Annotated in this window: 10 protein-coding genes; all 10 read left to right on the top strand. The window is 68.0% G+C overall.

Features of this window, described 5'->3' with window-relative positions; genetic code table 11:
- Positions 1–34 precede the first annotated feature (34 nt).
- A complete protein-coding gene (locus V3B48_RS09545; RefSeq protein ID WP_329893613.1) occupies positions 35–595 on the top strand; it encodes a hypothetical protein in 561 nt (186 codons plus the stop codon).
- Between the two features lie 57 nt (positions 596–652).
- Positions 653–1,090 (top strand): type II secretion system major pseudopilin GspG, encoded by a 438-nt coding sequence (gene gspG / locus V3B48_RS09550; protein ID WP_110712520.1) that lies wholly within the window; start codon positions 653–655, stop codon positions 1,088–1,090.
- Between the two features lie 9 nt (positions 1,091–1,099).
- Entirely contained in the window at positions 1,100–2,005 is a 906-nt protein-coding gene (gspK, locus tag V3B48_RS09555) for a type II secretion system minor pseudopilin GspK (RefSeq protein ID WP_329893614.1), read from the top strand.
- Positions 2,002–3,165, top strand: coding sequence for a type II secretion system protein GspL (gene gspL / locus V3B48_RS09560; protein WP_329893615.1), 1,164 nt, complete (start codon positions 2,002–2,004; stop codon positions 3,163–3,165). The genes gspK and gspL overlap by 4 nt, the downstream gene beginning before the upstream one ends.
- On the top strand, positions 3,162–3,689 hold the full coding sequence (gene gspM / locus V3B48_RS09565) for a type II secretion system protein GspM (RefSeq protein ID WP_329893616.1): 528 nt from the start codon (positions 3,162–3,164) through the stop codon (positions 3,687–3,689). Before gspL ends, gspM begins: the two co-directional genes overlap by 4 nt.
- Positions 3,686–6,067, top strand: a complete 2,382-nt coding sequence (gspD, locus tag V3B48_RS09570) for a type II secretion system secretin GspD (RefSeq protein WP_329893617.1) — start codon at positions 3,686–3,688, stop codon at positions 6,065–6,067. Before gspM ends, gspD begins: the two co-directional genes overlap by 4 nt.
- Positions 6,064–7,497 (top strand): type II secretion system ATPase GspE, encoded by a 1,434-nt coding sequence (gene gspE, locus V3B48_RS09575; RefSeq protein WP_329893618.1) that lies wholly within the window; start codon positions 6,064–6,066, stop codon positions 7,495–7,497. The genes gspD and gspE overlap by 4 nt, the downstream gene beginning before the upstream one ends.
- A gap of 7 nt (positions 7,498–7,504) precedes the next feature.
- Positions 7,505–8,704, top strand: coding sequence for a type II secretion system inner membrane protein GspF (gspF, locus tag V3B48_RS09580; protein WP_180838029.1), 1,200 nt, complete (start codon positions 7,505–7,507; stop codon positions 8,702–8,704).
- A 217-nt stretch (positions 8,705–8,921) separates the two neighbouring features.
- Complete coding sequence (locus V3B48_RS09585; protein WP_329893619.1) at positions 8,922–10,115, top strand: substrate-binding domain-containing protein; 1,194 nt, start codon at positions 8,922–8,924, stop codon at positions 10,113–10,115.
- Between the two features lie 204 nt (positions 10,116–10,319).
- Complete coding sequence (locus V3B48_RS09590; RefSeq protein WP_329893620.1) at positions 10,320–22,718, top strand: filamentous haemagglutinin family protein; 12,399 nt, start codon at positions 10,320–10,322, stop codon at positions 22,716–22,718.
- Positions 22,719–22,908: the final 190 nt, after the last annotated feature.

Here is a 22,908-nt window from a genome sequence, read left to right on the forward strand (position 1 = left end):
GGCGGCGCCGATGGCAGACAGTCGCAGGATCAGCATGCTGGAGCTGGATCGTCACCTGAGCCAGTCGCTGGAACAGGCACGGCATACGCCCGTGAACGTGCAGCGCTATGGGCACTCGTGGGTCTGGGTGCTGTCCAGTGATTCCTGGGCCGATGCGGCGCGCTGGGCGGCACTGGACAGCAGCGCGCATCCGCTGGCGGCGTTGCGGCGCGCCCTCGATCTGCAGCTGCGGCCCTGGCCCGAAGCGGCCATGAACGCGCTGCCGCTTGACGCGGGCGATGTGCGGCAGCTGCAACGTGCGGCGTTGCTGGTGGTCGTGCGTGATCTCACCAGTGCGCAGCGCGTGTACGACGATCTGCGCTACCACCAGGCCTACCGGATGTTCATCGGCCTCGACCATGGCACCGCGTGGTCGCCGATGCAGTGCGTGCGCCTGCTGCAGGCCTGCGCGCACCCGTTGCTGCGCGGCTGCATCGACGATGCGCTGGCCAGCGTGCCGCAGCACTTGTTCGAGTCTGCATGTGTACCTGCGGCACGTGCTGCGCCTGCACAGGCACACGCGCAGCGAATAGCAGGCGGATGTTTATCGTACTGACACATGCACCGCTGACCATGGCACAGCGGTCTCTTCCAGGATGACGAGGGCGGAACAATGGCAAGGCAGGTGGGTGGTCGCAGGGCTCGGCAGCAGGGCTTCAGCCTGATCGAGATCATGGTGGTGGTGGTGATCATCGGCATTCTCGCGGCATTGATCGTGCCGCGGTTGATGGACCGTCCCGACCAGGCGCGCGTGGTGGCGGCGCGCCAGGACATCGCGGCGCTGATGCAGGCATTGAAGTTGTTCAAGCTGGACAACGGTCGCTATCCCAGCGCCGAACAGGGCCTGCAGGCGCTGGTGAAGCCGCCGCAGGGCGGCGGTGCGATGCCGGTGACACCGTATCTGGATCGCCTGCCGAATGACCCATGGGGCCATCCGTACCAGTACCAGATTCCCGGAACCCATGGCGACATCGATGTGTTCTCGCTGGGTGCGGACAGCAAGCCCGGTGGCGACGCCGGGAACGCGGACATCGGCTCCTGGCAGCTGTGAGGCGTGCAGATGACAGCCCGGACGCGTTCGGTCCCGTGCACCCGCCAGCGCGGCATGGCGGTGATCGTCGCCCTGCTGGTGGTGGCATTGGTGGCGGTGATTGCCACTGCACTGCTGACCCGGCAGTCGGCACAGCTGCGTGCGCTGCGTGGCGACCAGCTGCGTGCGCAGGTGCGCATGGCGGTCGATGCCACCCTGGAGCGCGCGGCGCAGCAGCTGCGTGACGATGTGAAGGAGCAGTTGACCACGGTGCGCAGCGGCCGTTGGGCGCGTCCACTGACGCTGCAGGCGCCGCTGCCGGTGCAGTTGCAGCTGGTCGATGCACAGTCCATGTTCAACCTGCGCAACCTGCTGGCCTATGGCAAGCCGGACCCGGAGGCACGGCGCGCGTTCATCGCGCTGTGTGCCGGGCAGGGGCTGGGGCAGGGTGCCTGTGCATCTGCTGCCGATCACATCCAGGCGCGGCTGCGTGATGGCGACCTGCAGGCGCAGGCGCCGTTGCCGCGTGAATCGGTGATCGAGCAGGCCCTGGCGGGCGCCGACCCAGTGGCGGTGCAGGCACTGGCACGGCGCACCGTGGTGCTGCCGGCCCAGACCCTGATCAATGCCAACACCAGTGACATCAGCGTGTTGCAGGCGGTCACTCCCGGCGTGGAGCCGGGGCGCCTGCAGGCGCTGCTCGGTGAGCGCGACGGTGGCCATTGGCTGCTCAACCGCGGCGATATCGCCAATCGACTGCAACTGAGCAACGCGCAGATGGCCGTGGTACCGCTTGGCATTCATAGCGAGTGGTTCCTTGCCGTCGGCCAGGTACAGGCCGATGGCAATGCGGTCGACTTCAGGGCCCTGATCTGGCGCGAGTATCGCGATGACAGTGTGCGCGTGCAGCGTGTGTGGACGAGGATTGGAGCATGAGCGTGCAGCTGAGGGTGCGCCTGCCGGCGCTGGAACACCTGCGCGCCGACAGTACGGTCGAGTGGGCGCAGTTGCACAAGGGTGGGGTGCTGGCCCATGGCCGCGAGGGCTTGGCCGTGCTCGGGCAACGTCATCCGCAGGCCGAGGTGCTGGCCTGTCTCGATCCGCAGGACCTGATCCTGCTGGAACTGCAGCTGCCGCCACTGTCGGGCCGCAGGCTGCAGGCCGCACTGCAGGGCGAAGTAGAGGCGATGCTGCTGGATGACCTGCAGGAGGTCGCGTTGGCACACGGTGCGCAGGCGGCGGACGGCACGGTTCCTGTGGCGTGGCTTGGCCAGCAGGCAGTCCTGCAAGCGCAACAGCTGCTGGCCTCATGTGCACTGCAGCTGCAGGCACTGTACCCGACCCCGCTGCTGCTGCCATGGCAGAACGGCCAGGCAACGCTGCAGGCTGCCGGCGAGCATCTACTGGTGCGCTGCGGGCGCGATCGGGGTTTTGTGCAGTGGTGCGGTGGGCGCGACACAGCGGCGGTGCTGCAGTCGCTCGCGACGCGTCTTCAGCAATCCGGGGTGCAGGCCGTGCAGTGGATCGACAGCGTGCCGTCGGCGTGGCCGGAGAACCTGCCGGCCACCGTGGTCGCGCATGAACGGCAGGCGTGCGGACCCGTGCCAGCGTGGTCGTTGCCACTGCCGGGTCGCAGCAGGCAGGCACCACGCGTGGCGATCGGCCTCGCATTGGCGGCGGTGTTGCTGGCTGCGCTTGGGCTGCAGCTGCAGGTCTCGCGCTGGCGCAGCGAGGGCGAGGCGTTGCAGCAGGACATGGCGCGGCAGTTCAGCTCGCACTTTCCGGAGATCACCGATGTGGTGGACCCGGTGCTGCAGGCGCGGCGTGCGCTGGCCGTGCCGTTGCCGGCGCCGCCGTTGCCACCGGTGCAGCGGCAGGTCGCAACGACGCTGCAGGCGATTCCGGAGTTGGGCGGCCAGGTGCGCGGCCTGCACTATCAACCCGGCCAGTTGGAACTGGAGCTGGACGCCGATGCGCAGGCGGTAGCCGATGACGCACAGCGGCTGGAGAAGTGGCAGCAGGCGGCGCAGGCGCAGGGCCTGCAGCTGGCGCGTGAGGCCGGTGGACGCCTGCGCGTGAGCGGGGGCGGACAGTGACCGCCAGAGCCATGCGCCTGGGCGAGGGTGTGGCCGGTCTGCAGCGACGCTGGCAGCACCTGCCGCCGCGCGACCGCTGGATGCTGTGGGTGATGGTGCTGGCGCTGCTGGCAGCGGGGCTGTGGTCCTTCAGGCTGGAGCCGCTGCTGAAACAGCGTGCGCACTGGCAGGCTGAGCTGCCGCGGCTGCAGGCGCAGGCGCGCGCACTGGCGCCGCTGCTGCGTGCACGAGAACGCCAGCAGCAGGTGCAGGGGCAGCGCCCGACGCTGGCCGCGCTGCGTAATGGAATCAAGTCCGCCGGCCTCGCCGATGGACTGCATGTCGAAGCACGCGACGGGCGTTGGCACCTGCAGGTGCAGGCCGTACCTGCTGACGCACTGTGGAACTGGCTGCTGCCCGTGCTGGCCGATCCGGCCATCGAACTGCAGCAACTGCAACTGACACGCACAGGGGATGCGAACATGCCGGCGGCACGGATATCCGGAAACATCGTGATGGCACTCACTGCGGGTGGCCATTCATGAGGGCGTTGCGCAGCCTTGCCTGCAGCACTGTACTGGCCCTGATCGTGGGTGGCGCTCACGTTGTTGCACCGGCACAGGCGCAGGACGCCCCCGATGAACCGGTGCAGTTGAACCTGGTGGATACCGATATCGGCGGCGTACTGCGCATGGCGGCGCGCTTCACCGGTCGCCAGTTCCTGGTCGACCCGCGGGTGACCGGCAAGATGACCGTGGTCTCTGATGGCCCGGTCAGCCGTACCCAGGCGTACCAGTTGCTGCTGGGCGCACTGCGCATGCGTGGCTTTGCCGTGGTCGAGAACGGCGGTGTCAGCCGGGTGGTGCCGCAGGCCGAGGCCAAGCTGCTCGGTGGCCGTGTGGGCGCGGGCGGGGCCGGCGGCGAGGTGGCCACGCGCACCTTCGCGCTGCGCTACGAGAACGCAGCCGCGCTGGTGGCGGTGCTGCGGCCGATGATCAGCCCGGACAATCCGATCACCGCCAACCCGGGCAACAACACCCTGGTGATCACCGACTATGCCGACAACCTGGAGCGCATCGCGCGGGTGATCGCCAGCGTCGATACACCGGCCGGCATGGACACCGATGTGGTGAAGCTGCAGCAGGGCATTGCCGTTGACGTGGCAGCGATGGTCGCGCCGCTGCTGGATGCGCAGGGCGCCGAGCCCAGCCAGAAGGTGGTGGTGATGGCCGACCCCCGCAGCAACAGCGTGCTGCTGCGTTCCAGCAGCCCGGGCCGAACGCGCCTGGCGCGGCAGTTGGTGGAGAAGCTGGACCGCGCGCAGGACGAGTCCGGCAACCTGCATGTGGTCTACCTGCGCAACGCCCAGGCCAATCAGCTCGCCGGCGTGCTGCGCGGCGTGGTGGCCGGGCAGAGCGATGCACCGGCAATGGGCAGCAACGAAGGCATCACGCCACTGCCGGGTGACGCCAACCGCGCCACACCGTCGCAGCCGTCGCAGCCGCAGCAGGCCAAGACCGGTGGCAATGCGCTGGAATCGCAGCGGCTGGACCCGAACCGCCGCGACCCGATCGATGCCGGCAGCACCGGTTTCAGTCAGAACGGCATTTCGGTGCAGGCGGACGTGGCCACCAACACGCTGCTGATCTCGGCACCGGAACCGGTGTACCGCAACCTGCGGCGGGTGATCGACCAGCTCGACCAGCGCCGTGCACAGGTGCTGGTGGAAAGCCTGATCGTGGAGGTCAACCAGACCGACGCGGCCGAACTGGGCGTGCAGTGGATGCTGGGCAATGGCCGCACCTTCGGCGGCACCCACTTCGGCGGCACCACCGGTGGCAGCGGGCTGAACACCACCGCACGCACCACCCTGGACGTGCTGCCCAAGGATGGCCTGAAGATCGGCGTCATCGACGGCACCATCAACCTGCCCGGCGTCGGCCAGATCCTCAACATGAAGGCGTTGGCCAACGCGCTGCAGAGCAAGGGCGGTGCCAACATCCTGTCCACGCCGAACCTGATGACGCTGGACAACGAAGCGGCCAGCATCATGGTCGGGCAGACCGTGCCGTTCGTCAGCGGCCGCTACGTGACCGACGGTGGTGGCGGCAGCAACAACCCGTTCCAGACCATCGTGCGCGAGGACGTGGGCCTGAAGCTGCGGGTGCGCCCGCAGATCTCCGAGGGCGGCACGGTGAAGCTGGACATCTACCAGGAAGTCAGCAGCATCGACGCGCAGAGCGCGAACAGCACGGCCGGCATCATCACCAACAAGCGCGCCCTGGATACCAGCGTGCTGCTGGACGATGGCCAGATCATGGTGTTGGGTGGCCTGCTGGAAGACAGTGTGAGCCACGGCCGTGATGCGGTGCCGGGGCTGGGAAAGATCCCGGTGCTGGGCGCCTTGTTCCGCAGTGATACCCGCAAGCGCGCCAAGACCAACCTGATGGTGTTCCTGCGCCCGCACGTGGTGCGTGATCCGGCCGCCGGCCAGCGCCTGACCCGAGACCGCTACGACTACATGCGCAACGCGCAGGCCGGTGCGCAGCCGGTGCAGAGCTGGGCGCTGCCGGCGCTGTCGGCACCGCAGCTGCCACCGCAGGACCTGTCTGTACTCGGCCAGGGCAATGCACGCGATGGCCAGGGCCAGCCGCTGCAGAACAGCAGCCTGGCGGCGCTGTACCCGTCCGGTGACGGCGATGCGCAGCTGGTGCAGTTCGCGCAGGGGCTGGACCCGGCGCGTGCCAGCCAGGGCGTGGCGCAGGTGCGGGCACTGGGCCTGCAGGCGTATGCCGAAGCGACGCCCGGCGAGAGCGGGCAACGCCTGCGCGTGCGATTGCCACGCGATCCGGCGACGCTGGACCCGGCACTGCAGCAGCTGCGCGGGCTGGGCTACACGCCGGAACTGGTGATCGGGCCGTGAGCACCGCCGCGCCACTGCCGTACGCCTGGGTGCGCAGCCATGGCGTGATGCTGTCCGAAGTTGGCGGCGAGTCGGTGCTGCTGGGTACCGCCGAAACCGCCGCGTGGGCCGTGGCCGAACTGCGCCGACGGCATGGCCCGCTGCCGTTCCAGGCGCTGGATGCAGCGGCCTGGCAGCAGCGGCTGGGTGAGCAGTACCGTGACGGCGGCGATGCCGCTGCCGTGGTCGGTGCCGCTGAAAGCGAAGTCGATCTGGACCGGCTGATGCAGGACATGCCGGAAGTCACCGACCTGCTGGACGCGCAGGACGATGCGCCGGTGATCCGCATGATCAACGCGCTGCTGGCACAGGCCGCACGCGATGGCGCCAGCGATCTGCACATCGAACCATTCGAGACCCATTCGGTGGTGCGCTACCGGGTGGACGGCACCCTGCGCGACATGGTGCAGCCGCGGCGCGCACTGCACGCGGCGCTGGTATCGCGCATCAAGATCATGGCGCACCTGGATATCGCCGAGAAGCGCCTGCCGCAGGACGGGCGCATTGCGATCCGCGTGGGCGGTCGGCCGCTGGACATCCGCGTCTCCACGGTGCCGACTGGGCATGGCGAACGCGCCGTGCTGCGCCTGCTGGAAAAGGATGCCGGCCGCCTGCAGCTGCAGCGGCTGGGCATGGCCGATGACACCCTGGCCACATTCACCGGCCTGATCCGGCAGCCGCATGGCATCGTGCTGGTCACCGGGCCGACCGGCAGCGGCAAGACCACCTCGCTGTACGCGGCGCTGGGCCAGCTCGACAGCAGCACCAGCAACATCCTCACCGTGGAAGACCCGGTGGAGTATGACTTCGCCGGCATCGGCCAGATCCAGGTCAACGCGCGTATCGGCATGAGCTTCGGCACGGCGCTGCGCGCGATCCTGCGCCAGGATCCGGACACCATCATGATCGGTGAGATCCGCGACCTGGAGACCGCGCAGATTGCGGTGCAGTCGTCGCTGACCGGCCATGGCGTGCTGGCGTCCCTGCACACCAACGACGCGATCTCGGCAGTGACCCGCCTTGCCGACATGGGCGTGGAGCCATTCCTGCTGGCCTCGTCGCTGCGCGGCGTACTGGCGCAGCGGCTGGTGCGGCGGCTGTGCACGCAATGCCGGCGTGCCGAGGTGGATGGCGACGGCCGTACCGTGTGGCGCGCGGTGGGCTGCGCGGCCTGTGCCAACAGCGGCTACCGGGGGCGTACCGGCATCCACGAGCTGTTCGTGGTGGACGATCGCGTGCGTGCGCTGATCCATGAAGGGCAGGGTGAACCTGCGCTGCGCGAGGCGGCGCGGCGTGCCGGCATGCGGACCTTGCGCCAGGACGGCCAGCGTTGGGTCGACAGCGGGGTGACCACGCTGGAAGAGATCCTGCGCGTCACGGGCGACGACTGAGGCCTGCATGGCACTGTTCGACTACCAGGCTGCCAACGCGCAGGGCCGCATCGAGAAGGGTCAGCTGGACGCCGACAGCCCGCGCGGCGCACGCCAGCTGCTGCGCGGTCGCGGGCTGACACCCGTGCAGGTCAGCGCGGCGCGCGGTGCGGGCAGTGGCTGGGGCGCCCGCCGGCTGTCTGCCAGCGAGCTGGCCTGGGCCACGCGCCAGCTGGCCAGCCTGCTGGCCGCGAGCCTGCCGTTGGAAGCCGCATTGACTGCGGTGATCGAACAGGCCGAGCGCCCGCATGTGGCCCAGGCACTCACCGCCGTACGCGCCGACGTGCGTGCCGGCCAGCGCCTGACCGTGGCGCTGGCCGCGCGGCCGCGCGATTTCCCGCCGATCTATCGGGCGCTGGTGGGCGCAGGTGAAGACTCCGGTGACCTGGCGCGGGTGATGGAGCGCCTTGCCGACTACATCGAAGAACGCAACGCGCTGCAGGCCAAAGTACTGACCGCCTTCATCTACCCAGCGGCGATCAGCCTGGTGTCGGTGGCGATCGTGATCTTCCTGCTCAGCTACGTAGTTCCGCAGGTGGTGACCGCGTTCGTGCAGGCGCGGCAGACGCTGCCGATGCTGACCCAGGTGATGCTGGCCGCCAGCGCGTTCGTGCGCAGCTGGGGCGTGTGGGTGGGGCTGGGCATCGCTGCGCTGGTGGTGGCATGGCGGTTGGCGTTGCGCCGGCCCGAACTGCGCCTGCGATGGGACGCGATGCTGCTGCGGGTGCCGATGGTCGGGCGTTTCGTGCTGGGCGTGAACAGTGCGCGCTTTGCCTCGACGCTGGCGATCCTGCTGGATGCCGGTGTGCCACTGCTGCGTGCCTTGGAGGCGGCGCGGCAGACGCTTGGCAATGCGCTGCTGGCACGCTGTGCCGATGACGTGTCCGCGCGCGTGCGCGAAGGTGCGGCACTGGGTGCTGCGTTGAAGGTGCAGAAGGTGTATCCGCCTATCCTGGTGCACTTGGTGGCCAGTGGTGAGAAGACCGGATCGCTGGCGCCGCTGCTGGATCGTGCTGCACAGACGATCTCGCGCGAGATCGAACGTCGCGCGATGGCACTGACCGCGCTGCTGGAACCGACCATGATCCTGGTGATGGGCGGCGTGGTGCTGACGATCGTGCTGGCCGTGCTGATGCCGATCATGGAAATGAATCAATTGGTCCAGTGATGCGCAACGCGCATCACGGCACGCTTTCGATTCTCCACACAATCCTCCACACCTTTTTTCGATCTTCCACAGGTTTCTTAAGCGGCCTGTCATCGGCGCGGACCAGCATAGCCACGTCGCCGCAGAGTGGGCTGGGAGGCCCTCGGCGGCAGCAGGCGTGTAGTGACCGTTCCTCCCTTGGCGTTTCCCTTCGCAGTAAACCCTTCAGGAGAAGATCATGAACAAGTACAAGACCCTGGCCGCGCTGGTTGCCACCGCGCTGCTCGCCACCGCCGGTGCCGCTTCGGCGCAGACTGCCGTCACCGGTGGCGGCGCCTCGCTGCCGGCCGACCTCTACAAGGGTTCGGCTGACAGCATCCTGCCGGCCAACTTCAGCTACGCCGTGACCGGCTCGGGTACCGGCAAGAAGGCCTTCCTGGAAAACAACTCGGCGCTGTTCTCCACCACCGGTACCGTGCACTTCGCCGGTAGCGATTCGGTGCTGAGCAGCACCGAGCTGAACACCTACAACAGCACCTACAACGTGTCCGGCGATGCCAACCGCTACGGCGCCCTGGTGCAGATCCCGTCGGTGGCCACCTCGGTCACGATTCCGTTCAACAAGGCCGGTTCGGCCGTTGACCTGTCGGTGACCCAGATCTGCGGCATCTTCTCCGGCAAGATCAACAACTGGAGCCAGCTGGCGGGCCTGGGCCGTACCGGTGCCATCCAGGTTGTCTACCGTGGCGAGAGCAGCGGCACCAGCGAACTGCTGACCCGCTTCCTGACCAGCGCCTGCCAGCCGGCTGACGTGTCGGGCACCAACCTGAAGCTGGCCAACGGCGTGCCGGCGTTCTCGGTGCAGTCGACCTTCGCCAACCTGTTCACCACCGTGCCGTCGAACTTCGTCGCTGCCCCGGCCACCGGTGGCACCGCGCTGTACAACGCTGTCTATGCCGTTGACGGCCGCGTCGGCTACGTCGGCCCGGACGTCATCCCGAGCCTGACCGATGCCACCAAGGTCGCCAAGGTCAAGAGCTTCTCGCCGGATGAAGTGAGCGTGCAGGCCACGCTGGAAACCGCTGCGCCGCCGACCGGCACCGCTGCAGAGAACCCCGCGAACTGGGTTCCGGTGTTCGGCAACCCGAGCGCGGGCTATCCGATCGCTGGCTACACCAACTTCGTGTTCGGCCAGTGCTACAAGAACGCCACCGTGGGCGCCAATGTGCGCGGCTTCCTGACCCGCCATTACGGCAGCACCGTGGTCAACGGTGTGGAGCAGGGCCCGAACGACGACGCCATCCGCGCGCACAAGTTCATCCCGCTGACCAAGGCATGGCGTGATGCGGTCCGTGCTCGCTTTGCCACCGCCACCAACGCCGGTGCGGTGAACAATCCGAGCACCTGCTCGGGCATCGGTCGTCCGCTGTAACTGCGATTGCTTCTGTAGTTGCAGGAGACGTACAAGGGCGCCGGCAGCAATGCCGGCGCCTTCTGCGTCTGTCCGCTGCATGACAGTGATGGGCGTGTCGCCTTCACACCGCTACCACCGTCTATGAGGTGCAGGGCGTGCCTGGCGCAGGCCCATCCGTACACGCCGCCGCCGACGCGGCCCATCAGGTTGACGAGGTCCCCGATGTCGCACCCGCATTCGCCCACCGCCCGTTTCCCTGCCGCCCTGTGGCGCAGCCACCCGATGGCCTGGGCCGTCGCCGTGGCCCTTGGCAGCATGGTGGCCCCGGCCAGCCAGGCCCAGCAGGCATTCAGCCCCGGCTGGTTCGCCGAGCGCGGTGCGGCGCAGGGCGCGGCGGCACAGAGCGGGCGCATGCCCAACGGCGTGCCGATCCAGTTCCAGCTGCCCGCACAGCAGCAGGATGCAGCGCGGCAGAAACTGCAGCAGTCCATCGACAACCTCGGCACAGCCGCGCAGGCCATCGCCCTGCAGCAGCGCCTGCAGGAACAGGCACGGCAGGCGCGCCGCGAGGCGGGCTTCGTGATCGCCGATGGCCTGGGCAAGGATGGCCTGAAGGTCGACGAGAATCCGCTGACCCGCGGCTGGATCAACGCCCGCGAGGCGATCCAGTCGCAGGCCGCCGACGGGCGGGTGCTGGTCAACATTGAGCAGACAGCCGACCAAGCGATCCTGAACTGGGAAACCTTCAACGTTGGTGGCAACACCACACTGAATTTCCTGCAGAACCCCGACTGGGCCGTGTTGAACCGGGTCAATGATCCCGCCGCACGGCCCAGCCAGATTCTTGGCCAGCTGAAGGCCAATGGCACGGTGTTCGTTGCCAACCGCAATGGCGTGGTGTTCGGCAACAACAGCCAGGTCAATGTCCGCAACCTGGTGGCGGCGGCAGCGCGCATCAGCGACGCGCAGTTCCGTGAGCAGGGTCTGTACAGTGCCGACGCGAACACCTCGGCGCTGACCGACGCCGTAGGCAAAGTCATGGTCGAACGCGGTGCGCGCATCACCACGCACGAGCCGACCACGGCAACGCGGGGCGGTGGTTACGTGCTGCTGGCTGGGCACAGCGTGGAGAACGCGGGCCAGATCGAGACGCGCAAAGGCCAGACCCAGCTTGCCGCCGGCGACAGTTTCGTGATCCGCCGTGGCGTGGGCACGGCGCAGAATACTGCATCGACCACCCGTGGCAACGAGATCGCACCGCGCTTCGTCGCTGACAGCACGGCCGGCAGCGTTCGCAACAGCGGTCTGATCCAGGCACGCGAGGGCGACATCACCCTGGCTGGACGCCGGGTCGAACAGGCTGGCGTTGCAGTCGCGTCCACCACGCTGAATCAGCGCGGTACGGTGCACCTGTTGAACTCGGCGTCCGATGCGGCGGGCAGTGTGACCCTGGCCTCCGGCTCGACCACTGCAGTACTGCTGGAAGACGATGGCAAGAGCACGGCGCTGGACAGCCAGCGCGACGCGCTCATCAAGGAATCCACCGAGCAGGACAAGCTGCGCGGTTCCAGCAGCAGCGGCACCTTCGACAATCTTTCGCGCCTGCAGGATCGCCGCGAGCAATCGCGCATCGAAGTCGTCTCCGGCGGCGATGTGAACTTCCAGGCCGGCGCACTGGCAGTGGCCACCGGCGGCCAGGTGATCGCCGACGCCAGCCGGCGCAGCTATCTGGATGATGGCGCGCGCGTGGACGTCTCCGGTGCGGTGGGCGTGCAGGTGGCGATGGAAAGCAACAACGTCAAGGTGAAGGTGCAGGGCAATGAGTTGCGCGATTCGCCAGACAACCGTGACAGCGGCAAGCTGATCAGCAGCGAGGTGTGGATCGACCGCCGCCAGTTGACCGAAGTCGCCGCCGGTACCGGCGGCTATGAAGGTACGCGCTGGTATGCCGGCGGCGGCCTGCTGGAAGTGGGGGGCTACCTGGACAATCAGGGGCATTCGATCAGCGAATGGGCAGCACAGGGTGGAACCGTCCAGCTGGCAGGCAAGGAAGTCGTCAGCCACGCCGGTTCGCGCATCAATCTGGCCGGTGGCAGCCTGGATGTGCAGTCCGGCGTGGTGCAGCAGAGCTGGCTGCGTGGCCGCGACGGGCAGTTGTACCGGCTTGATGATGCACCGGCCGAGATGCTGTACGACGGTCTGTACCAGGGCTATGAAGTGAAGCAGGAACGGTGGGGGGTGACCGAATCGTTCCGCAATCCGCTGGTGGCACCCACCCAGCGTTTCGACAATGGCTATACCGTGGGACGCGATGCTGGCCGTCTGCTGATCTCGGCGCCCACGGCTGTCCTGCAGGGCCAGGTGGATACGGTGGCCTTCCAGGGCCTGCAGCAGACCCGCCGCCCGGACCAGGCGCAGGACGGGTACGTGCAGGCACAGACGGCCGCGGCCCGAAACGCCCAGCTCTGGCTCGGGCGTTTCGACAACACTGGCCGAAGTGCAGTGTTCGATTCGCAGATCCGCATCGGAGCGCTCGAGGCCGACACCCGGTCATGGACGTTGCAGGTGCCGATCGGGGAAACACAGCGCAATACCGTGTGGTTGGACAGTGAGGTCCTGAGCGCCCAGCGTTGGGGGCAGGTGGACCTCGCTTCGGCGGGCCGCATCGACCTGGATGGCACGCTCAGGTTGCAGGAGGGCGGCCGGCTTGGGCTCACTGCAAGCCGCGTCAGCTTCGGTGGAACGGTGCAGATTGCCGGCGGGCAGGTGGAGGCCGGCAACCTGCTTCCGGCGCTCGGCGGGCCCACGGCCCTGCTGAGGTCCGGACGCGGCGCGGTGGATGTTGCGGCGGGCGCACGGATCGATCTTGGCGGCAGTTGGAGTAACGCGCTTGCTGCGCCGGATGGCGACCCCGCGCAGGCGTGGATCGACGGTGGACAGATGCGCTTCAACAGCAGTCACGACATCCGTGTGGGTGAAGGGGCAGCGATTCTTGTCGATGCCGGCGGCGCGATCGATGGCAGTGGCAAAGGGCGCGTAGGCAAGGGCGGCAGTGTCAGCCTGCTCGCGGCCAGCACCGAGGTTGCCACCGACGGCAGCGGGCGGATCCGTATCGGCGATGGCGCAGGCTTCAGCGCGCTCGGCAATGGAAGCGGCAATTTCACGCTGGCAACAGGCGGTGCGGTGTCTATCGGCGCGCCTGGCACGGATGCATCGGCGGCGTCGTTGCGATTGCAGTCAGCACTGTTCAGGAGTGGCTTTGCCCGCTATGACATCGCCGGTCACAACGGTTTGACAGTTGAAGACGGTACTCAGCTAACGGTGGAACGACCGGCGCTGCGCCTGGCCGAGGGCGCACAACAGGCACTGGCCCGCGAGCAGGGCGTGCAGGCTTGGATGCCATCGTTGTATGAGGCCGATCCGACAAGTGGACGCGTATCGCAGCGCGGCGGCGCGAGCCTGGCACTGCGCGCGGGGCATCTGCTGTCCACGGCCGATCTGCGCGTTGGCAAGGGCGCAAGGATCGAGGTCGATGCCGGCCAGACGATCGAACTGTTCAGCGCCGGCAACCTGGACGTGGCTGGCAGTCTGAAGGCGGCCGGCGGCCGTATCCGCCTGGACGAGGCATTCGATCCGACCGGTGTGCGTGGCGATCAACGCCGCGAACGTCGCTGGACGATTGCCGAGGGCGCCCTGCTGGACGTGAGCGGCGACAGCGTTTCCCTGCCCGACGCGCGCGGGACATTGCGCGGACAGGTGCGCAAGGGCGGAACGATCGAGATCGGGGGGGCGTTGGACTGGGAAGACCAGGACAACGTACGCCACTTGCCGCCCGATACCTTCGTGGTGGTGGAGCGCGGTGCGCGGCTGGACGCGTCCGGTGCTTCGGCGCTGCTGGACATTGATGGCAGCGGGCGCACCCGGGTGGACAGCGACGGCGGCAGTATCGTGCTGCGCGCCGGCAATGCGCTGTACCTGCAGGGCGACCTGGAGGCAGCAGCGGGCGGCGACGGCGCGCGCGGTGGCACCCTCGGCGTTGCCTTCGGTGGCGGAACCTACGGCAGAACGGCAATGAACAAGGAAGTGCTGGCGCCGAGGGTGATCTCGCTGACCCAGCACGCCGCGCAGACGACCGACCTGCCTGCACGCCTTGAGTACGGCCATGCGGCACTGTCGGTGGAGCAGATCGAGGCCGGTGGTTTCGATCATCTGGCCCTGTTCGGCGACATCCGCGCCCAGGGAGATGTCAATCTGCGCATAGACCAGAGCCTGCGCATTCAGGGCTTGAATGAGCGTTACCTCGGCCTCGTCCCGAGCAACAGCGAGGGTGGCCGCCTGCAACTGGGCGCGCCATATGTCCGCCTTGCGCAGGGGCGCTGGTGGCAGCCGGCCGGGGAAGGCACGTTGCGCCCACTGGAGGCAGCGTTCGACAGCGGCCGCCAGCATCGCCTGGACGTGAGCGCCGATCTGATCGACCTGCGCGACGTCACCTGGCTGGCGGGATTTGATCAGGTCGCGCTGCGCAGCCGCGGTGACATTCGCATGCTGGCCGCGGTCGCCAGTAGTTCACGGGAATCCACGCTTGCAAGCCCGGGTTCGATCGATATCAGCGCCGCACGCATGTATCCGGCGGCCCGGGCCAAGGGACGCATCGTGGCGGGCGTACCCGACATCGGGCCTTCAGGCCTGCCGTCCTGGCAGAACCCCGACGCCGTACTGCGCATCCATGGCATTGCAGGCGGCGCGCAACCGGCACCGGACTCTGCGTTCGGAAGCCTGGAGCTGGTGGCGGCGACGGTGGTGCAGGGCGGCAATGTGCAGGCGCCGTGGGGCCGTGTGCAGCTGGGTGGCAGAGAATTCGGCGCCGATGTGGCCAGCCGCGTCGACCTGCTTGCAGGCAGCGTGACGTCGGTGAGCGGTGCCGGCCTGCAGCTGCCGTTTGGCGGTACCGTGGATGGTGTGGGCTGGCGCCGCAACGGTGCCGACTTCGATGTGCTGGGCCCCGGCTCGACCAACATCCCGATCGGTATCGACATCGTCGCCAACGCCTTCGATGGCGTGGCGGGCAGCGTGCTGGATGTGTCCGGCGGGGGCGAGCTGTCCGGTGCTGCATTCGTGGCCGGGCGCGGTGGCTCGGTGGACATCCTGCGGCATGCGTTGGTGGATGCGAACCCGCGCTACCGCTTCAGCGGCAGCGACAATGCGGTCTACGCGATCATGCCGGGACGCTCGGACACGCAGGCGCCGCAGGCGATTGCTGATGGCAGCACCGATCCGCGCATCGGCCAGCAGATCGTCATACCTGCCGGGGTTCCCGGCCTCCCGGCGGGAACCTACATGCTGCTGCCGGCCAGCTACGCACTGCAGAAGGGCGCATTCCGCGTCGAAATTGGCGCCGAAAGCGCAGTCGGCAGCCGCCAGGCAGTGGCGACCGGCACGGGTTCCTGGCGCGTCAGTGGACACCAGGCGCAGAGCCTGGGCGGTGGAGTTTCATCGCTGCTCACCGATCTGGTGCTGACGCCGGCGGATGTGGTGCGCCGCCATGCCAGCTACAACGAGACCCCCTACAGCGCGTTCGTACAGGGCGTGGCTGAGCGGCGTGGTGAAGCGCTGCGCTGGCGGCCTACGGACGCCGGCAACCTCAGCCTGGCACTGGGTGAGGGCGCCGGACGTTCGAGCGTGCCAGCCGCGATCTTCCAAGGCGTGTCGCGCTTCAACGCCGGCAGCAATGACGGGCGGGGCGGCACGCTTTCGGTCAATCTGCTCGCCTCCAATGAGGCGACGTTGGAGATTGCCACCGAAGGCGGTAGTGCCGGCAGCGGCAGCGGCGCCACCCTCTTCGATTCGGCGCTCAATGCGTTCCGCCCGGAGACGATGCTGATCGGCGGCGTGCTGCGGCGTGACGCGACGACCCATTCGCTGGAGGGCAGGGCGCAGCACATCGTGGTGCGCAACGGCGTCAACCTGACGGCGCAGGAAGTGCTTCTGTCGGCCGCGTTCGGAGGCAAGGGAATCCTGGTGGAGCAGGGCGCTTCGATCGATACCTTGACCGGGGCAAATACCTCGCGCGTGGCACAGCCCACGGCGCCCTACCTGGTGTCGGGCGGCCTGCTTGCCGTGTCCAACCAGCGCTTGACGGCGCTCAGTGCGCAGGGCGGCAGTGCCGGCGGTCCGGTGGCGATCGACATCGGCGGATGCGTGGTGGACTGCAATGGCCAGACCCGGTTGCTGTCGGCAGGCAGCATCAACGTGGTCACCGACGGCGCGCTGAGCATTGGCGACGCGGTGAGCTACGGCACGCGCCAGCTCGGCCTGGGCATGTCGGCGCTCAATCTCGGCAGCGCCGAGGCCATTGCGGCGGCAGCGGCGGCCGGCGCCCTGCCGGCGGGCATGACCATGAACCAGGAGGTGTTGCAGCGATTGCTGCGGGGAAACACCGCCACCGGCGCGCCGGCGCTGGAGGCCCTCAGCCTGACCGCGCGCGATGCCATCAATGTCTTCGGCAGCGTGGACCTGGACACCCGTGAGGGCGCAACCGGACGCAGCAGCCTGCGCAGCCTGGTGCTGGGCGCCCCTGCCATTCATGGCTACGGCTCTGCGGCCGACCACGCGCGCATCTTCGCCGATACGCTGGTCTGGGACGGTACGCTGGCCGGCACCACGTTGCCCGGCGGTGAGCAGACCCAGCCGGCCGGCGAGGCGATGGTGGGCCGGCTTGGCCAAGGGCAGCTGGAAATCAATGCACGGGTGCTGGAGCTGGGGCGTGCGCCCTTTACCCGGCCCAGTTCGTCGGTGGCCGCGGATCGCCAGGTGCTCGGCTTCGCCGGCGTTACCCTGGCAGCATCGGATCGCATGTTGTTCTCCGGCAAGGGCAGTCTGGATGTCTTCCAGCGGCAGGGCGATTACGTGGCAGGCAGCGGCTGGCAGTTCAGCGGCGGCGCGCTGGATATCGTTACCCCGCTGCTGACCGGCAGTGCGGGCGCTCAGCTGGCAATCCGCAATGGCGGTACGGTGCAGGTGCGCGGTGCTGCGGCAACCGCGGGCAGCGATGCGTTGGGTGCGGAGTTGTCCATCACGGCCGAACGCGTTGTGATCGACAGCCGGGTGGCGCTGGCGTCCGGCCGGTTCGAAGCCAATGCCCGCCAGGGCGTGGCGCTTGGCAGCAATGCAGTGCTGGACATGGCGGGGCGGAAGGTCAGCCTGTTCGACGTGGACAAGTACAGTTGGGGCGGCGACGTAGCGCTGTCGAGCCGTGACGGTGACATCGTTGCCGACGCGGCGTCGCGCATCGATCTTTCTGCCCGCAACAACCGCGGCGGCCGCTTGACGGTCGCTGCGCTGGGCGCGCAGGGCGGCCGTATAGATCTGGCAGGTACGTTGCTTGGCGGAGCCAGCGGCCGCTACGACGCCGGTGGCACTGAAGTGCCCTACGACGGCGGCGAACTGGTGGTACGTGCACGCCAGTTGCAGGACTTCTCCGGGCTGAACACCCGGCTTACCGCCGGTGGCATTACCGGTGGCCGGACGTTCCAGTTGAGCGAAGGCGGCCTGGTGATTGGCGATGAAGTGAAGGCACGCAACGTGGATATCAGCGTCGATGGCGGCAGCCTGCTCGTCAATGGCCGCATTGATGCCAGTGGCGAACAGGTCGGCAGCATCCGCCTGTCCGCCCGCGATGTGTTGCGTATCGACGGCACATTGGACGCGCATGGCAGCGCCTTGCGCGTCGATAGTTACGGCAAGATCATCGACAGCCCGAACCGGGCGATGATCGAACTGACCTCGGCCAGTGGCAGCCTGCAGCTGGGCGCGACCTCATCGATGGACCTGCGCGCCGGCACCTCGGTGGCCACGGGTAGCAGCCCGGGTCAGAACGATGGCCGCGCACGCGGCAGCGTCAAGCTCAACGTGCCACGCGTGGGCAGCAACGACGCTGCGATTGACGTGGCCAGCGGACTCCGCATCGCCGGTGCCGCCGATCTCCAGGTCAACGCCTTCCGCAGCTATGATTCGGCGCCGTTGACAAGCGCTCCGGACGTGCATGGCCATCGTCCGCAGGTGATCAACCAGCATTGGCTGGACACGGTTGTGGACCCGGACAACAGCCAGTGGATGAATGCCGCACTGGCCAATGCGGGATTGCAGCAGCGCACTGCCGCACTGGGCAGCTATCGCCTGCGTCCCGGCGTGCAGATCGTGGCGCGGACCAGCAGTGACAACCCGCGTGGCGATCTGGTCGTGGCCGGCGATATCGATCTGTCCGGCTACCGCTACGGACCGCAGTCGAACCGGACCGATCCAGCGCGCCGAGGCTTCGGTGAATCGGCAGCGCTGGTGCTGCGCGCCGAAGGCGATATCAACGTCTACGGCAGCATCAACGATGGATTCGCGCCGCCGCCTGCCAATCCCGATGAGGACGGCTGGGTGCTGCTGGAGGGGCGCAGTGCCGGTACGCCCAACACGGCGTTCGGTGGCGACCTGATCGTGCCCGGCGAAGGTGTACAGCTGCAGCGCGGCACCGAATTCCGTGCTGGCGCGACGCTGAACTATGCACTGCCCTTCGAGGCCGTGACCCTGCCGGCCGGAACCGTGCTGCCCGCGGAAATGCGGTTGTCGGGACCGCTGCTGCTGCCGGCCGGCACTGTGCTGGGCGCGGCAGTGACGACGGCGGGTGGCGAGGTGGTAGCGGCTGGAACCGTGCTGGCCCAGGCATTGACGTTGCAGGCGGGTGCGCGCCTGGGGGCCGGCTTCCGGCTGCGCGCGCCGGCGCCGGTGGCCGCACAGGTGTGGCCGGCCGGCGTCGCGCTGCCGATGGCGATGAAGCTGTCAGACGCGGTGGACCTGCATGCCGGCGCGATCATCCCGTCGATGACCAAGGTGGAGCTGGCCGGCGATGCGCCGGTGAAACTGCGGCCTGCCGACGCCAGCGGGCGCCAGGGACGCAACTGGGCGCTGGCGGCGATGCTGCCCGAAGGCACCACCTCGTGGGATCTGACTGCAGTGGCCGGAGCCGATACGACCGCTGCCGATCCGCGTACCCGCAGCTGGGGAAGTGACGGCAGCATCGTGCTGGCCGACAGCCACTACAGCACCATCGGGACGGTGACCAAGACGACGGAATGGAAGGGTGATCGAATCGTCAATTTGGAAGGTTCTCTGTACTGGTGGGGCGATGAGAGTCTGGCCGGAAAGTCACCTGCCGAGGTGGCCGCGATCATCGGGACCACCGAGGCGGAGATCTGTGGCGCAGGCGCCTTCTGCGGCCCGGCCCCGCGCCTGGTGGACAAGGAAGGCTCGCTGGCATGGTGGGGCGATGAATCCTGGGTCGGCCGCCCGGCTACGGAACTGGGCGCCGAGATGGGCATGTCGGAGGAAGAGATCTGCGCGGCAATGGGCTACTGCTACGGCGGCGGCACGCTTACCGAAGTCACCACCTACGGCAAGCGCCTGGGCTCGCCGGCTTGGAGCGTGCTGCGTACCGGCAAGGGTGATCTGGCACTGCTGGCCGCGCAGGACGTGCGCATGAAGTCCGGCTTCGGCGTGTACACCGCAGGTGCGCCGACGCTGCTGGGCGATGGCAGCGATCCCCAGTTCAATCCGGTGCGTACGGCTGCGCCCTGGCACACCTCGCTGCTGGGCAGGAACCAGGTCTCGGGCAACTATGATGCGGCGCTGGCCAGTTACCGTGCGTGGTATCCCGACCATGGCGGCGATGTCAGGGTTGAAGCCGGGCGCGACATCATCGGCGACGCCTGGACCGCCCGGTCCGAATCCGGTACGGCGCAGCGCGACCAGGCCGGGCATTCAAGCGCAGCCGTGGGCGGCTGGTTGTGGCGGCAGGGTACGGGCACCACCGAAGGCGTCCAGGCAACACCGACGAGCTGGTGGATCAACTTCGGCACGTACAGCACCGTGGGCGCCGAAGCGGACGCAGCTCCCCGCATGGTCGGGTTCACCGGCTTCGGCACGCTGGGAGGCGGCAATCTGTCACTGGAAGCGGGCCGCCACGCGGGCGTGCTCGACCCGATGGGCAATGCCCTGGGTCTGTTGACCGCGCCTCATTCCAGCGCGATTGTTGCTGCGGTCGGGTCGACCGGGCGCGTCAGCAATGGTGAGCTGCATCTGACCGGTGGCGGCGACCTGACCCTGCGCAGTGGCGGTGCGTTGAATCCTGGCCTGCGCGCCAGCGCGCAGCAGCCGGAGAGTTTCCTGCAGGATCTGGATCTCAATGGCGCGGTGACCAACCTGCGCGGCAGCACCCTGCTGCAGGCGGCACGCATCGGTGGCCTCAGCGCGATACAGAGCAGCTACGGAACGCTGGGCCTGATGGATCCGTTCGTGGCGGACGCCCCGGTGGCGATGGCGGGGCCCCTGCTCACTCTGGGTGATTCCACTGCCCGCCTGCAGGCCCGTGGTGACATTGTTCTCGGTGGCGCCGCAGATGCAGGGCGTGTACCGACGGCCAACTACAACGACGTGGTTCTGGGCGATGGCCAGCATGCAGCTGGCACGACGTGGTTCTCGCTCTGGACCCGAGGCACTGCGCTGGACCTGTTCTCGGCAGGCGGAAATCTCGCACCCAGCCTGGCCGGAAGTCTGCACGCAACCGGTAGCAACATGTTCGCTGAAGGCATCGCGCTGCGCGAGCAATCCGTTCCCGCCAGCATCAATTACTGGCTGTATCCGTCCAGGTTCAGCGCGGTGGCAGCGAGTGGTGACATCATCAGCGCCCCGCTTCGAGGTCTCGGACCAGGGGCGACTACGGGCGATGTGATCCTGCTCGCGCCTTCGGCCAGCGGCCAGCTCGATGTTCTGGCCGGAGGCTCGATCCATGCCGCGATCAACGCCACCGGCATTGCACGTTCCGGTAGCGACGCCCGCCTGCCTGGCCCGTTTGATCCTGCATTCATGGCCCAGCGGGGCGCCAGCCTGACCCGGGTCGGCCACAATCTCTCCGACGATGGGGTGCAGGGAGCGGATCCGTCGGCGAACCTGCCCTTGTTCGCGTTCGGCCCCAGTACTCCGACCACGGGTGCGCTGACGTCCCGGCCCACGTCGCCCAGCCGCTTCTATGCCGTTGCCGGTGACATCATCGGGTTGGGCAGCGGCGGGCGCAGGCAATTGAGGCGGAACATCGGCGAGGAGAGCCGGACACTGTTCGACTGGTACGAAGCGGGCTCGGCCGTACAGCTGCGCGCCGGTCGCGACGTGATCAATGCGAACGTCACCGCGCTCAACACCAGCGGTACCGATTTCAGCGGGATCGAGGCGGGCCGGGACATCATCCGCAGCAACCTGACGGTGGCCGGCCCCGGCAACGTTGAAGTGAGTGCGGGCCGGCAGCTGCGCCAGGAAGAGGCCGGAAGCATCGTGAGCCTGGGTGGCGTCGTCCAGGGCGATGCCCGTCCCGGTGCCAGCATCGCAGTGACTGCCGGCAATCAGGGCATTGACTTCGATGCACTGCGCACGCGCTACCTGGACCCGTCCAACCTGGCCGATCCGGCGCAGTCGCTGGCATCGCAGCCCGGCAAGGCGGTGAAGATCTATGACAAGGAGTTGAAGCAGTGGCTGCAGCAGCGCTTCGGCCTGGCCGTCGACGGCGCCGAGGCGCTGGCTGCGTTCGACCGGTTGCCGAGCGAACAGCAACGGATCTTCCTGCGCCAGGTCTACTACGCCGAGCTGCGCGAAGGTGGTCGTGAGTACACCAATGTAGAAGGGCCGCGTTTCGGATCCTATCTGCGCGGGCGCGAAGCGATCGCCACGCTGATGCCGGACAAGGATGCCAATGGCGCAACGATCAACCGTACTGGCGATATCCTGATGTATGGCGGCGCCGGCGTACGTACCGAAGCCGGTGGCAATATCGAGCTGATGGCACCGGGCGGACAGATCGTGGTGGGCGTGCAGGGCGTGGTGCCACCGGCCAGTGCCGGGCTGGTGACCCAGGGGCAGGGTGACATCCGGCTGTTCAGCCAGGACAGCGTGCTGCTGGGCCTGTCGCGGGTGATGACGACGTTCGGCGGTGACATCCTCGCCTGGTCGGAGCAGGGCGACATCAATGCCGGTCGCGGTTCGCAGACCACCTTGTTGTACACGCCACCGCGTCGCGTCTATGACGGCTGGGGCAATGTGATCCTGTCGCCGCAGGCTCCCGCCAGTGGCGCAGGCATCGCCACCTTGAACCCCATCGCCGAAGTGCCGCCGGGCGACGTCGACCTGATCGCGCCGCTGGGCACCATCGATGCGGGCGAAGCGGGCATCCGTGTTTCGGGCAACATCAACCTTGCCGCGCTGCAGGTGCTCAACGCGGCCAACATCCAGGTGCAGGGCGAGAGCAAGGGCCTGCCGGTGTTGGCCACGGTGAACGTCAATGCGCTGGCGTCGGCCAGTGCTGCAGCGAACAGTGCCAGCCAGGCCGCACAGGACGTGATGCGCAAGAGCCAGGACGACGCACGGCGCAACCAGCCGTCAGTGATCAGCGTGCAGATTCTCGGCTTCGGCAGCGGCACCAGCAGCATTGCGCCGCCGGCGCGCGGCACGACCGCCAACAGCGGCTACGACGCCAACAGCGCCTTCCAGTTCCCGCAGGCAAGCCGCGACGAAGGCACGCAGCGCCGATAGGCATAGCACGCCCCGGTAGGTGCCGACCTTGGTCGGCACGCATTGCCCGATGCAGCGCATCGGGCTGCAGCATCGGGCCAGCCGCCAGGGAACGGTGGCGGCCCCAGCCAGGACGGCACGGAGGGCAGGGAGCGGCCATCAGCGGTGAGGACCACCGACACAGCGCCGCCGGGTGCAGGAGAGCACCCGG

The sequence above is a fragment of the Stenotrophomonas sp. SMYL20 genome (assembly GCF_036320045.1).
Taxonomy (GTDB): domain Bacteria; phylum Pseudomonadota; class Gammaproteobacteria; order Xanthomonadales; family Xanthomonadaceae; genus Stenotrophomonas; species Stenotrophomonas maltophilia_A.

Excerpts from the sequence above, each read along its gene's own strand:
- V3B48_RS09545 (WP_329893613.1), top strand. The coding sequence starts at position 35 with ATGCTGGAGCTGGATCGTCACCTGAGCCAGTCGCTGGAACAGGCACGG.
- gspG (WP_110712520.1), top strand. The coding sequence starts at position 653 with ATGGCAAGGCAGGTGGGTGGTCGCAGGGCTCGGCAGCAGGGCTTCAGC.
- gspK (WP_329893614.1), top strand. The coding sequence starts at position 1,100 with ATGACAGCCCGGACGCGTTCGGTCCCGTGCACCCGCCAGCGCGGCATG.
- gspL (WP_329893615.1), top strand. The coding sequence starts at position 2,002 with ATGAGCGTGCAGCTGAGGGTGCGCCTGCCGGCGCTGGAACACCTGCGC.
- gspD (WP_329893617.1), top strand. The coding sequence starts at position 3,686 with ATGAGGGCGTTGCGCAGCCTTGCCTGCAGCACTGTACTGGCCCTGATC.
- gspF (WP_180838029.1), top strand. The coding sequence starts at position 7,505 with ATGGCACTGTTCGACTACCAGGCTGCCAACGCGCAGGGCCGCATCGAG.
- V3B48_RS09585 (WP_329893619.1), top strand. The coding sequence starts at position 8,922 with ATGAACAAGTACAAGACCCTGGCCGCGCTGGTTGCCACCGCGCTGCTC.
- V3B48_RS09590 (WP_329893620.1), top strand. The coding sequence starts at position 10,320 with ATGTCGCACCCGCATTCGCCCACCGCCCGTTTCCCTGCCGCCCTGTGG.